The following is a 12,349-nucleotide window of genomic DNA, read 5'->3' on the forward strand; positions in this document are numbered from 1 at the left end:
TTAGAAACCGAGCGGAATGCCAAAACTGAAAAAGCCAACCAACAGCGCTATCCAGACCAGCATAAAGGCGATGGAGTAGGGCAGCATCATGGCAATCATTTCACCAAAGCTAAGTTCCGGATTGTACTTGCGCATAAAGGCCAGAATGATGCCGGCATAGCTCATCATCGGGGTAATGATATTGGTGGCTGAATCCGCAACCCGAAAGGCGGCGGCCACTAAATCCGGCGTCATGGCGGGGTTCACCACATAGAGCATCGGAATAAAAATCGGACCCAGCAGCATCCATTTCGAGGTGAGGCCACCGACAAAAAGATTAATGATGGCGGTAACCAGCACAAAGCCAATCAACAGCAGCACCGGATAACTTTGCAGCCCAAGCGCAATCAGGGCATTGGCACCTAAATAGGTGATGTAAGCTCCCAGGCCACTGTAACTAAGCACGCCTAAAAAGTTGTAGCAAAAGAAGGTCAGCACCAGAATATAACCCATGGTATCCATTTGTTTGACCATGGCTTTCACCACATCCATCATGCTGCCAAACTTACCGCTGGCGACACCAAAGGCAATACCTACGGCCGCAAACACAAAGGTAATCAGTAAAATCACATTGTTCAGGTAAGGTGTGATTTGCTGGCCAGCGTCATTGGTATAAGGCGCCAGCGGGCCAATCGCCAGCCCAAACACGGCCAGTAACGCCAGCAACAGAGCAATACCGGAAGCACGTAAACCACGCTGCTCTTGTGGGGTAACATCAAAGTCTGAGATTTTCAGCTCTTCGGGCACGGTAAAGGCCTTTTGCTCCAGCCGTGGACCGACAAACTTCAGGGTGACCCAGGCGCCCACTGCAGCCAGTACAAAAGTGGACACCAGAATGAAGTAGTAGTGCATGGTGGCTGGTGTTAACGCTTCGCCGGCTGCGTTGACGAAGGGGACGCCCTGGGCTTCGGCAAATACCTGGGCATTGACGCCGATAATGACATCGATCGGAGTGGCTGGGATCAGGTTGGCACTAAAACCGGCGGATACACCGGCAAAGGCCGCTGCCATGCCGATCAGTGGGTTTTTGCCCAGCCCGGCATACAGCAAGCCAGCCAGCGGGATCAGGATCAGATAGCCGGCATCGGTGGCGATGGAGCTCATAATTCCGATAAAAACCAGAAACAGCGGCAGCAGTTTGACTGGCAGGCCCCGGCTGACTTTTTTCAGCACAGCAGCAAAGAGGCCGGAATGCTCGGCAATACCAACCCCCAGCATGACAATCAAAATCACCCCAAGAACGCCACCACCAAAGCCCAGCCAGTTGGTCAGCAAGGCATTGTCAAACAACCAGATCACATTTTCCCTGGCCAGCATGTTGTTGATTTCATGCACCACAGGCACGCCGCCCGCACCATGGGTTTCAAAGGTAAGGCCGCCAATTAGGGCGGTCAGTACCAATGCACCTGCCAGGAAGTAAATGAAAATGATAACCGGATCGGGGATGCGTCTCCCCACCCGCTCGACAAAGGCAATAAAGCCGGTTTGTGTATCTGATACCGAGTTTGTCACAGGAGCCTCGTGTTGGAATAATTTGATTAAAAATGACCGCAGCCTAAAAGAAAAGCAGGCTGCAGGCAAGTCAGAGCCATGGAGGCTAAGTGTTCACCAGTCCATCGGCAAATAAAAATGGCTTGCCAATAGGGCCGGTCAGGATCTCATCGTGCTGCATCGCCACTTGGCCACCTATTACGGTAGCGATAGGCCAGCCAGTGACTTGTTCGCCATGATAAGGCGTCCAGCCGGCTTTGCTGGCAATCCAGCTGTTGTCGATTTGCCGCTGTGCCTTTAGATCGACCAGGGTGAAATCGGCATCGTAACCCACGGCCAGCCGGCCTTTACCGGTCAGGCCAAAAATGCGTGCCGGACTGCTGCTGGTCAGATCTACCAGTCGCTGCAGGCTGAGTCGCCCTTTGGCGACATGGTTCAGCATCACCGGCAGCAGGGTTTGTACGCCGGTCATGCCGCTTGGCGAGTCCGGGTAGGCCTGGTTTTTTTCTGCCAGTGTATGGGGAGCATGATCGCTGCCAAGGATATCGACCGTGCCATCGGCAATGCCCTGCCATAAGCCTTGCTGATGCAGTGCATCGCGTACCGGTGGATTCATCTGCGCCAGGCTGCCCAGGCGCTGGTAACAATCCGGTGCTACCAAAGTGAGATGGTGCGGTGTGGTTTCTACCGTGACTCTGTGTTTAAAGGCAGCGAGGTAAGCCATTTCCTCGGCGGTGGAGACATGCAGAATATGCAGCGGCCTGTCAGTTTGCTCCGCTAAGGCGATTATGCGCCTGGTGGCCAGCAAGGCACTTTTTGCATCGCGCCATAGCGGGTGATTAGCAACGTCGCCTCCTGTCAGCGTTTTGCGTTGCCGTAATCTGGCCTCATCTTCGGCATGAATCGCCACCCGGCGCCGGCCATCTTGCAAAATCTTCAGCAGCAATTCATCCTGTTCTGCCAACAAGTCACCAAAAGAGCTGCCCATAAAGACTTTGATGCCGGCGCAGCCGGGCAATTGCTCCAGGGTTGCCAGCTGCCCAAGGTTGGCAGCACTGCCGCCGATGTAAAAAGCGTAATGGCAGTAACTGTGTTTAGCCGCGATGGTTAGCTTTTCCTGCAAACAACTGGCCGATAAGGTCAGTGGGTTGGTGTTGGGCATTTCAAAAAAGCCAGTCACACCGCCCAGTACCGCCCCTTTGCTGCCATGGGCGATGTCTTCCTTGTGGGTTAGGCCGGGTTCACGAAAGTGCACCTGAGTATCAATCACACCAGGCAGCAGATGTAGGCCTTTGGCATCAAGCACTTTGTCGGCCTGCCAGTTGGCAGCTCCGAGTGCGGCGATACGACCGGCAATCACTGCCACATCGGCTTGTTGCTCGCCAGCTGGGGTGAGCAGGGTGGCGTCTTTGATCAGTAAATCGGCTTGTTGTAATGCTGTGCGTTGCAAAAATTCATTGGGAGTCATGCTGCGCTCTCCTTTGGGTAGCGAACCCGGGCCATGGCATCGTGCGGATGCAAACTTTCCAGATGACAGACTTCGATGTTGAACTGTTGGTAATGGGGTCTAAGGCTGGCTTCCAGCCGCCGGGCGGCGTCTTCTACAAACATCAGATTGGCACCGTTTAAGCGGGCAAACTCCTGTTCGTCGGCCCGTTTAACAGCGGTTTGTACCGGGGTGGCCAGGCTGGCCTCTGCCATATTGATCAAGGGGCTGATGGCAAAGCTGGTTGCAAGGTCTGCCAACTTCACTTCAATCTTTGCAAGACTGCGTTGGCTATGCGGTGTGGCATAACTACCGTGTTGCAGCAGCCAGGCGGCGACATCGGATTTTGGCAGCTGCTCGCCAGCAAAATCGGCCAGAAACTTTTGTTGCAGCAACTGGCGGCTGAGCGCCGCGGAGCAGGGGCAAGTCGAGGAGTACTGTACTTCAATGCCCAGGTTCAGGCTAAACCCTGTCGGTTTAAGGCTGGCGGTCAGGGTTACCGGGTAGCTGCGCCAACCGGCAAGGCCGGGGCTGAGCAGTGCCGGGCGCTTGCATAAGCGCTCGAAGGATAGCGCCAGTCTCACCTGATTGCTCTGGCAATCCTGATGGCTGTGCAACAGCTGCTCCAGCAGCAGCTTGAGGCTGGCCGGGCTACAGAGCTGTTGCCCGGCGTAATCGTGCAACAAGCGATACAGCCGCGACATATGAATACCGCGGGCATCTGACTGTGGCAAATTGATGCCAAGGCTGGCCTTAGCAGGCTGCAGGATGGCATCGCCGGCATCCGACAGTTGCAGTAACAGATCAATATGCTGCATACCCACTTCGTCGAGGGCGCAGCCCGGGTTTTGCAAGGCTTGGGTGGTGATATCAGGCAGTTCGGCCTGGGGCATGGCGGTCTCCTACAAGAATTGAGTCGGCGATAAAATGTGATACTATCACATTTTATCGCCGCTGCAGGCGGCTTTATCGCAGTTTCCTTGCGATGCAGCCTGGCTTGCTTTAGCATGCGGGCACTTTTTAAACCGTCGAATACGGAGCAATGTAATGCTAAAACCAAGCATATTGACCACAGCTGTGCTGCTGGCATTACCGCAAGGACTTTGGGCTGGTGAGCTGGTGCTGGACGATGATGCCCGGCTGGAACGCATCGAAGTGCGTGCCTCTGGTTTGCGGCGTGATGTGGTGGAGATGGCCGGGCCGGTGTCGGTGCTAAGCGGCGATGATCTGGTACGCCGTACCGAAGCCAGCATCGGCGAAACCCTCAAATTTGAGCCGGGTGTGCATGGCAATTATTTTGGCCCTGTTGCTTCCAGCCCTGTGATCCGCGGCCTGGATGGCCCCAGGGTGCAGGTGATCCACAATGGCATGAGCACCGGTGATGTGTCGCGTGAGGGGCCGGATCATACCATCACTGCTGATGCCATCACCGCGCAGCAAATCGAAGTATTGCGTGGCCCAGCCACCTTATTGTATGGCAGTGGTGCTATCGGTGGGGTGATCAATGTGGTGGACAACCGTATTCCGCGTACTGCGCAGCCGCAGGCAGAAACGGTGCTGCAGGGCCGGTTGAATAGCGCGGCGGCCGAGCGCTCACTGGCCTTTGCCCATGACAGCGCAGCAGAGACGCTGGCTTTTCATGCCGATGGTTATTACCGCAAAGGCAATGATTATCGGGTGCCAGAGTACCAGAGCGAGGATGGCTTTCGTAGCAAGCGGCTGGATAACTCCTGGTCGGATCATCAGGTGCTAAATCTTGGCAGCAGCAAAGTAGCGGATTGGGGCTTTGTTGGCATCAGCTATGGCTACATCAGCAGTGAGTATGGTCTGCCGGAAGGGCCGCAGGATCCACTGGATGACGATGAAGGCGAGTTGATTAAACTGAACCAGCAACGACTGGCTTTGGCGGCAGAGTACCAGCCTCAGCATGCCAGCTGGGAGCTGGTAACGGTCGATGTGGCCTTCACCGACTACGATCATGCGGAATACGATGAAGGCGAAGCCGAAACCGAGTTTACCAGCAAGCAGTGGGAGCTGCGGTTGACCGGTACCTACTTGCTGGGTGATGGTTGGCGCGGCATTGTCGGTTATCACGGTACTAAGCGGGATTATGAAGCCCTTGGTGAAGAGGCCTTTACCCCCAATACCGATACCGACAGCCATGCATTATTCCTGTTGCAGGAAAAAAGCTTCGGCGATCTCAAGTTTGAGTTTGGCAGCCGCTATGAGCGTCTGACCCAAAAAGCCACCGCCGTAGAAGATGCTATTGGAGTGCGCGATATCCGCGATCCTTTTAACCTGTTCAGCTGGTCGGTGGGTGCTGTGTATCAATTGACCGGGCACCATCAGGTGACCGCCGCCTTTAGTCAGGCGCAGCGGGCCCCCGGCGCTAACGAGCTCTATGCCAATGGCATTCATGTCGGGACACGTTCTTACGAAATCGGCACTGCTTATCAGGTCAGTCACAGCGACGGCCAGACCGAAATCCTCAGTGATGCTAGTCTGTCCAAAGCAGAGCGGGCCAACAATGTGGATCTTGGACTGCGTGGTCAGTTGGAGCAGGTCAGCTATCAACTGAATCTGTTTTACAATCAGATTGATGATTTTGCCTATCTAAGCAATTTGGGTTTTGAAATTGCCGGCTTTGATGCTTATCAATACCGTCAGGACGATGCCCGTTTGCATGGCGCCGAGGCCAGTGTGCGCTGGCAACTGGCACCGGATCACCAACTGAGCCTGATGGGCGATCTGGTGCGGGCCCGGTTAAAGGATGGTGGCAATCTGCCGCGGATCCCACCCTTTAGGCTAGGCGCCGAGTACCAGTTCACCGCGGATCAGTGGACGGCTCAGCTTGGCGTGATGCATCATGGCCGCCAAAACAAGGTGGCTGATAATGAAACAGCGACCGATAGTTACACCTTGGTAGAAGCCGCGCTGAATTACCATTTCAGCTGGCAGCAATGGGAGCTGATGGCTTTTGCCAAAGCGCAAAACCTGAGCAATCAGCTGGCCTTTGTGCACAGCTCCTTTATCAAAGAGGATGCACCTTTGGCTGGCCGTAATCTGACGGTTGGACTGCAGCTGCGTTTCTGATCTTTCTGCCGGGTTGCAGCCTGTGGTATAACAGCCTCAGGCTGCAAAGATAGGAGCAGGTATGGCAGGCTGGTTGGATCTCATCGCAATTCTTTGGTTTATCGCCATCTGGGTTGGTTACACCCTGTACGCCAAGCGGCGGGCGAAAAGCGTCAGTTGTTTATCCTTTGAACTAAGGCGCAAGCGCAACGACTGGATGCAGCAGATGCTGAGCCGCGATAATAAAATGGCGGATGTCGGGCTTATCTCTACCCTGGAACGCAATGTTAGCTTTTTTGCTTCCAGCACCTTGCTGGTGCTGGCTGGCTTGTTAACGGCACTGGCCTCAGCCGATAAAATCAGCCTGGTGCTGCGCAATATACTGCCATGGAGCTCACAAGCTGAAGTGTCGTTGCAGCTTAAGCTGTTGTGTATAGCGCTGATGTATGTATTCGCTTTTTTTCAGTTTACCTGGTCGTTGCGTCAATACGGTTTTGGTGGCGTTTTGATAGGAGCGGCGCCGGATGGTCGCAGCATGGAAGAGGATGATCGCAAAGCCTATGCACTTCGCACCGCCAAAGTAATTGATCAGGCCGGTCACTCTTTTAACTATGGACTGCGTGCCATGTATTTTTCATTGGCAGCGCTGGCTTGGTTTATCGATCCGGTATTCTTTATGATGGCCACTGTGGTGGTGATGTTGATTATGAAGCAACGGGAGTTTCACTCCAAAGTGCTGCATGCCTTGCGGGATTGTTAAGTGGTATGCTGAAACGGCATCAAAGCCGTTTCAGCAAAGACGTGTTTTATTGCAACTCAAACGCCCGTACCACTCGATTGACACCATCAACATGGCGGGCTATTTCGACAGCCTTGTCGGCTTCATCCGGCGTGACCAACCCCATCAGAAACACTTCGCCGTCTTCGGTGACCACCTTGATATTCAGGCCGCTGATATCGCTGTCGGATAAAAACAGGGTTTTGACCCGGGTACTGATCCAGCTGTCACGGCTGCGGGTAGATAAAGAAATGGTGTTGCCGACCCGGATTTGATTGTGCACATCACGCACACTCTGCAAATCCCGGGCGATTTGGCCGGCCCGTTGCCGAACCTGCTCGGTTTCCACCTGGCCAGTTAGCAGCACCACACCATTGTAACTAACGACATTGATGCGGCCTTGCTTGTTTAAATCTTCATCGGCAAACAGCTGACGGGCCCGCATGGCGATACCGGTATCGTCAATCTGGCTGCCCAGGGTACGTCTGTCCTGCGCTGCCACAACGGCCGCACCACCGCCAGCCACCACGGCTGCCGCACAGCCTTGCAACAGACCTAACGTCAATAACAACACCCAGACACGGTTTTGGCTCATAACTCCCCCTGTTGTGGGAAAAGGTTTAGTTCAATCAGTTCGCAAACACAGTGCAGTAAAAAGGCATAGCACTCAAATACTCTGGCATGGCGATGCGCCGGAACTCTCAGCTCGGTATCCTGTGCATTCAACAGGCCGGACAGTTCATCGGCACCTTCGACGGTCAAGGCGACCACGCTCATATCACAGGTCAGTGCTGCTTCGACCGCTTTGATCAGGCTTTGTTCGTTGCCACCTAAAGAAATAACCAACAAGATATCACCTTTTTGGCCGAGCGCTTTCACTTGACGGGCGTAGTAGTCGTTGTTTCTGGCCTGGCTGGTGTGCAGGGCAGCATGATCCTGATGCAATGCCATAGCTGGCAGGCAAGGCCGCTCGGTTTCGTATTGATCCAGCAACAACTGAGCAAAATGCTGTGCCAGACTTGCGCTGGCACCATCACCACAGCACATCACCTTGCCGCCTTCAATTAAGCTGCTGACAATGCGAAAAGCCGCCTGTTCAATCGGCCCGGCCAGGGCTTCACTGGTGGCAATCATGGTCTGAATGTTTTCGCTAAAAAGCTGGCGAATTTTATCTTGCATGCTAATTCCTGTATTGGCCTAACTCGCCACGATAGCGTTTTGGATCCAGTTAAACTGGTAAGGCTCAGAGCCACTGATGGTGAGTACATCAAAGCGGCAAGGACCCTGATGCCGGCTGCGCTGCAAATACAGCTGGGCTGTACGCAGCAATTTCTGCTGTTGACGGAAGCTTATAGCGGCACTAGCACCACCATAAGCCTCAGAGGAACGGTACTTCACTTCGACAAATATCAATTTATCCTGTAGGCGCATTACCAGATCCAGTTCGCCCAGCTTGGTAGTAAAATTGCGTGCTACAGTTTTCAGCCCCTGTTGCTGCAGGTACTGCTCTGCCAGCTGCTCGTAAACGATGCCAAGCGTATTGGCCATCTCAGGGCTCCCGGATACGTTGCAGAGCCGTTTGACTGTAGCGGGCCCAATCCAGTTGACGGCGGATGTTGCGCTCGGGGGTTAAGCTTAACTCACCGGTGAGCCCTTGATGCCGTAAGGCCGGCAGCTGTTGTTGCTGCCGTAGCTTGGGAATAAGTTGCAGCGCATCGTAGCCCATAGCAAACAAGCGTTGCAGGCTTTCATCCTGCTCCGGGAAGAGTTGATCAAACTCGGCTCGCAACTGCTGGCTTTGTTGCACGGTTAACATCCAGGGCATTTCGGTGAAGGTGAGTCCTGCCAGATCGCGATGATCGGTGCGGTCGGCCTGGATGCTGTGACTACGTGAGCTGGCATAGACCGGCAGGCTGGGGGCGGTGGAGCTGACAGAAACATCAAGAAAGGGTTTTAACAACCGTGTCTGAGTTGGATCAGCTATCAGGTACACGGCATCAATGTCACGCCGGCTATGAGGCTCTGACTCGACTTCACCCGGGATCAACTGACTGATTTGGCGAACCCGTTGCCGGCTGGCTTCCAGCTCCAGCAGGCGGGCAATCATTGGCTCCAGCTCATCACGGCCCGCAAATCCATAGAGTTCAGGAGCCTGGTGACCATAAGCGCGCCACTCACGACTAAAATGCTGGGCCAGCCGTTCGCTGCTGGTATTCTGAGCATGGATCACCACAGGCCGGCGATAGTCCCGGCGCTGAAATAAGGCGGCTAACTGACTGGCTTCATCTTCTAAACTCAGGCTAAAGAAATACTGGTCACGGTCTGGCTCCGCCGGTAGGCCGCTCTGATTTAAAAACAGGGTGGGCCAGGGCCAGTCACCATGCTGGCGGATTGCATCGACCTGGCTGCGCTGCAAAGGCCCAATCACAAACTCAATGTTCAGCGCCTGCAATTCTTGTTGAATCACCTCTGGTTGCTGCAGGCTGTCGATAAAAAACAGTTCCGTATCTGGCTGGTTCACTGCTGCAGCTAAGATGCCATTTTGAATGGCCTGAGCATGAGGCCGAAGCTGACCATGGATCGGTAACAGCACCGCAATGCGTTTGGGTTGAAATGGCGTGAGCTCTGCCAGCGCCATGATCGTGGCTGGTAACTCGTCCAGCAGCGGCATCTGTGGATAATTGCGCTGCCATTGTTGCAAAGCACTTTGCATTGCTTCGGGCCGCCCTAACTGCTGACGTATGGTGTTGTTTAGCTGTAACCAGGCCAGGGTACGGGCACCGGCATTGTGCCGTAATTGTTCCAGCTCAGTGTTATCCAGTTGGATCAGCTGCTGCCATAGCTGTTGCCAGCTGTCATCTTCGGCTCGTTGCAAGGCCGTTAGTTCGTCCCACTGCAACCACCAATAGGCAGCTTTCGCTGGTTGCTGCAGTTGTTGAAATAAACGGGCAGCACTCAGGCTAAAGGCCAGTCGTGCGCTGGCTGCCAGTTCAGTTGGTCGACTTTGCTCAATTTTTTGCAAAGCCAAAGGGTATTGCTGCAGTTGTCGACGAGCTTCCAGTTCAATAGCCGGCAAGCGAGCCTGTAACCAGGGTTCTTGCAAGCTGCTGAGTTCTTGTACGATGGCTAAAGCCAGTCGTGGATTGGCTTCAGTTAAAGCGGCATTAGCCGCAGCAACGAATAGTTCTTGCTGTTGACGACCTTGCTGGCGGGATGCCCGCTGCAACAACTGTTCAGCTGTATAAGCCGGCTGCTCGCTTACGACTTCCTCACGAACCTCAGGCTCCCGCTCCGGTTGGGAGATCACGGTGCTCGGTTGTTGCGCACACCCTATCAGCAGGCCTGTCAGAAGCACTGCCAATAGCCATGGTTTTTGTTTGCTGCTCATCGCAATGCCCAGTACCATAGTCCATAATTGGCACTATCTTACTGAGTCCCACTCAGAAGCTCAAACAAAAGCGAACCCATGACTACGCAAAGCGGACAACTTTATATCGTCGCCACCCCAATCGGCAATCTGGCGGACATCAGCCAACGGGCACTGGATATACTTTCAACAGTCGACTGGATTGCAGCCGAAGATACCCGCCACTCCTCCCGGTTGCTGCAGCATTATGGTATTCAAAGCAAAATGCTGGCGCTGCACGATCACAACGAAAAACAGCGAGCAGCTTCTTTACTGGAAAAGTTAAAGCAAGGGCAAAGTATCGCACTGATTTCCGATGCCGGTACCCCATTGATCAGCGATCCAGGTTATAGCCTGGTGCGTTACTGCCAACAGGAAGGTGTGCAGGTGGTGCCCGTGCCGGGTGCATGCGCATTGATTGCTGCTTTATCGGCTGCAGGCCTGCCGACCGACCAATTCTTATTCATTGGTTTTTTGGCTGCCAAACAGCAACAACGGTTGAATCAGCTGCAGGCTATTCCTGCCGGGGTGGGGACTCTGGTGTGTTATGAAACGGCGCGGCGGATACAGGATACTTTGCAGGATGTACAGCAAGTCTTTGGTGCAGAACGTGAACTGGTGCTGGCCAAGGAGCTGACCAAAACCTTCGAGCACTTTGCCCGCGGTACGGCCAGCGAGATCCTGCAGTGGCTGCAGGACGATCCCAAGCGTTGCCAGGGTGAAATGGTGCTGATGATAGCGCCGGTGGCTAAAACCGAAAGCGATATCAGCGATACCGCCCTGCATACCCTGCAGCTGCTGATGGCAGAATTACCGTTGAAAAAAGCCGCCGCCCTGACGGCTGAGATCCACGGCCTGAAGAAAAATGCGTTGTACCAGCATGGCCTGAGTTTGCAGCAGAAATAGGGAATTGTTCGTTCATGGCGCAATCGTGAGCGTGTTAGCATTCTAGTGGGAATGTAGTATGATAATATCATACTTTCGTTGTGTTAGGAGCACCGGCTATGAGCATGCACCGGAAAACCATCACGTTGACTGAACAGCAAGACGACTGGGTGAAAAGCCAAATTGAAAGCGGTCACTTTGGCAATGATAGTGAGTATATCCGCGATCTTATCCGAAGGGATCAACAGGCTAAAGAGCGTCTTTCGATGCTGAGGCAGGCCCTTGCTGAGGGTGAGTCCAGCGGCAAACCCAAACCACTTGACCTTGCTGCCATCAAAGCCGCTGGCCGTCAGCGAATGCAAACGGAAAGTTCGTGATCAAGTTGAACATCACACCGAAGGCGGAATCGGACCTCATCGGCATCTGGGTGTATAGCTGCGAAAAATGGGGGGCTGATCAGGCTGATAACTACCTGGATCGGATGGAAACAGGAATGAATCAGCTGATTCATCATCCGTTACTTGGCTCGAGCTATGATCATGTCCTTCCTGGTTATCGCAGATTGCAGCTCGAACAGCACGCTGTTTTTTATCAAGCGTTGCAGGCTGAGATCGTCGTTGTCCGTGTGCTGCACCAGGATATGGATGCCTCTGCAAGGTTGCTGGATCAGTAACTGCAGTCCTGAGTTTTCCCATTTCCTGAGGCCTATCAACCCGCAGCTTCTCATTCGCGAAACCCCTCCCAAAAATAACACCTGCGCTTTCACTGCATTTAACGTATACTGCGCCCCGAGTTGGCCAGGGCAATCGCTGCTTGCATTTGCAAGGGGAGGAAAGTCCGGGCTCCACAGGGCAGAGTGCCAGGTAACGCCTGGGCGGCGTGAGCCGACGACCAGTGCAACAGAGAGCAAACCGCCGATGGCCCGCTTGCGGGATCAGGTAAGGGTGAAAGGGTGCGGTAAGAGCGCACCGCGCGACTGGCAACAGTTCGTGGCACGGTAAACTCCACTCGGAGCAAGACCAAATAGGCCCCCTATGGCGTGGCCCGCGTTGGGGGCGGGTAGGTTGCTTGAGGTGCATGGTGACATGCATCCTAGAGGAATGGTTGCCACCTTGGAAACAAGGCACAGAACCCGGCTTATTGGCCAACTCACTTCTTTCTCCACTTTTCCCTTTTATGTTGCCAAAAAACA

General features: G+C 54.1%; 12 protein-coding genes and 1 other RNA gene. 6 read left to right on the forward strand and 7 right to left on the reverse strand.

The window, feature by feature from the left end; all coding sequences use genetic code 11:
• The 3 genes from JJU14_RS08380 to folE2 all read right to left on the reverse strand — a co-directional run bounded on the left by JJU14_RS08380 (position 1) and on the right by folE2 (position 3,909).
• Positions 1 to 1,551 carry an AbgT family transporter gene (locus tag JJU14_RS08380; RefSeq protein ID WP_228612497.1) on the reverse strand — a complete coding sequence of 517 codons (1,551 nt, stop codon included), beginning with the start codon at positions 1,549 to 1,551 and terminating at the stop codon, positions 1 to 3.
• A gap of 85 nt (positions 1,552 to 1,636) precedes the next feature.
• Complete coding sequence (locus JJU14_RS08385) at positions 1,637 to 2,998, reverse strand: dihydroorotase (protein ID WP_228612499.1); 1,362 nt, start codon at positions 2,996 to 2,998, stop codon at positions 1,637 to 1,639.
• Positions 2,995 to 3,909, reverse strand: coding sequence for a GTP cyclohydrolase FolE2 (gene folE2 / locus JJU14_RS08390; protein ID WP_228612501.1), 915 nt, complete (start codon positions 3,907 to 3,909; stop codon positions 2,995 to 2,997). Before folE2 ends, JJU14_RS08385 begins: the two co-directional genes overlap by 4 nt.
• Positions 3,910 to 4,063: 154 nt before the next feature.
• Between folE2 and JJU14_RS08395 the strand changes: the two genes are divergently transcribed.
• Together JJU14_RS08395 and JJU14_RS08400 are read left to right on the forward strand one after the other, a co-directional pair.
• Complete coding sequence (locus JJU14_RS08395; protein ID WP_228612502.1) at positions 4,064 to 6,109, forward strand: TonB-dependent receptor; 2,046 nt, start codon at positions 4,064 to 4,066, stop codon at positions 6,107 to 6,109.
• A 61-nt stretch (positions 6,110 to 6,170) separates the two neighbouring features.
• Positions 6,171 to 6,848: a DUF599 family protein gene (locus JJU14_RS08400; protein WP_228612504.1), complete on the forward strand. Its 678-nt coding sequence runs from the start codon at positions 6,171 to 6,173 to the stop codon at positions 6,846 to 6,848.
• Positions 6,849 to 6,894: 46 nt separating this feature from the next.
• Here the strand turns inward: JJU14_RS08400 and dolP are convergent, their stop codons facing one another.
• From dolP to JJU14_RS08420, 4 genes are read right to left on the reverse strand one after another with little or no spacing between them, the layout of a single operon-like run.
• Positions 6,895 to 7,461 carry a division/outer membrane stress-associated lipid-binding lipoprotein gene (gene dolP / locus JJU14_RS08405; RefSeq protein ID WP_228612506.1) on the reverse strand — a complete coding sequence of 189 codons (567 nt, stop codon included), beginning with the start codon at positions 7,459 to 7,461 and terminating at the stop codon, positions 6,895 to 6,897.
• Positions 7,458 to 8,045 (reverse strand): SIS domain-containing protein, encoded by a 588-nt coding sequence (locus tag JJU14_RS08410; protein ID WP_228612508.1) that lies wholly within the window; start codon positions 8,043 to 8,045, stop codon positions 7,458 to 7,460. The genes dolP and JJU14_RS08410 overlap by 4 nt, the downstream gene beginning before the upstream one ends.
• An 18-nt stretch (positions 8,046 to 8,063) precedes the next feature.
• Positions 8,064 to 8,414, reverse strand: a complete 351-nt coding sequence (locus JJU14_RS08415; protein ID WP_228612510.1) for a YraN family protein — start codon at positions 8,412 to 8,414, stop codon at positions 8,064 to 8,066.
• Between the two features lies 1 nt (position 8,415).
• Complete coding sequence (locus JJU14_RS08420; RefSeq protein ID WP_228612512.1) at positions 8,416 to 10,254, reverse strand: penicillin-binding protein activator; 1,839 nt, start codon at positions 10,252 to 10,254, stop codon at positions 8,416 to 8,418.
• 78 nt (positions 10,255 to 10,332) lie between these two features.
• On the opposite strand from JJU14_RS08420, the gene rsmI reads away from it, so the two are divergent.
• The 4 genes from rsmI (at position 10,333) to rnpB (ending at position 12,313) form a co-directional block, all read left to right on the forward strand.
• On the forward strand, positions 10,333 to 11,178 hold the full coding sequence (gene rsmI / locus JJU14_RS08425) for a 16S rRNA (cytidine(1402)-2'-O)-methyltransferase (RefSeq protein WP_228612514.1): 846 nt from the start codon (positions 10,333 to 10,335) through the stop codon (positions 11,176 to 11,178).
• 98 nt (positions 11,179 to 11,276) lie between these two features.
• Positions 11,277 to 11,534, forward strand: a complete 258-nt coding sequence (locus JJU14_RS08430) for a type II toxin-antitoxin system ParD family antitoxin (protein ID WP_228612516.1) — start codon at positions 11,277 to 11,279, stop codon at positions 11,532 to 11,534.
• Complete coding sequence (locus JJU14_RS08435) at positions 11,531 to 11,830, forward strand: type II toxin-antitoxin system RelE/ParE family toxin (protein WP_228612518.1); 300 nt, start codon at positions 11,531 to 11,533, stop codon at positions 11,828 to 11,830. The genes JJU14_RS08430 and JJU14_RS08435 overlap by 4 nt, the downstream gene beginning before the upstream one ends.
• Positions 11,831 to 11,946: 116 nt before the next feature.
• Positions 11,947 to 12,313, forward strand: an RNA gene (gene rnpB / locus JJU14_RS08440) — RNase P RNA component class A.
• Positions 12,314 to 12,349 lie beyond the last annotated feature (36 nt).

This window comes from Alkalimonas sp. (assembly GCF_020831925.1).
Classification (GTDB): Bacteria; Pseudomonadota; Gammaproteobacteria; order Enterobacterales; family Alteromonadaceae; genus Alkalimonas.

Bases quoted from the DNA above. Each gene is read 5' to 3' on its own strand.
- JJU14_RS08410 (WP_228612508.1), bottom strand. From the start codon at position 8,045: ATGCAAGATAAAATTCGCCAGCTTTTTAGCGAAAACATTCAGACCATG.
- folE2 (WP_228612501.1), bottom strand. From the start codon at position 3,909: ATGCCCCAGGCCGAACTGCCTGATATCACCACCCAAGCCTTGCAAAAC.
- rsmI (WP_228612514.1), top strand. From the start codon at position 10,333: ATGACTACGCAAAGCGGACAACTTTATATCGTCGCCACCCCAATCGGC.
- JJU14_RS08395 (WP_228612502.1), top strand. From the start codon at position 4,064: ATGCTAAAACCAAGCATATTGACCACAGCTGTGCTGCTGGCATTACCG.
- JJU14_RS08385 (WP_228612499.1), bottom strand. From the start codon at position 2,998: ATGACTCCCAATGAATTTTTGCAACGCACAGCATTACAACAAGCCGAT.
- dolP (WP_228612506.1), bottom strand. From the start codon at position 7,461: ATGAGCCAAAACCGTGTCTGGGTGTTGTTATTGACGTTAGGTCTGTTG.
- JJU14_RS08415 (WP_228612510.1), bottom strand. From the start codon at position 8,414: ATGGCCAATACGCTTGGCATCGTTTACGAGCAGCTGGCAGAGCAGTAC.
- JJU14_RS08430 (WP_228612516.1), top strand. From the start codon at position 11,277: ATGAGCATGCACCGGAAAACCATCACGTTGACTGAACAGCAAGACGAC.
- JJU14_RS08420 (WP_228612512.1), bottom strand. From the start codon at position 10,254: ATGAGCAGCAAACAAAAACCATGGCTATTGGCAGTGCTTCTGACAGGC.
- JJU14_RS08400 (WP_228612504.1), top strand. From the start codon at position 6,171: ATGGCAGGCTGGTTGGATCTCATCGCAATTCTTTGGTTTATCGCCATC.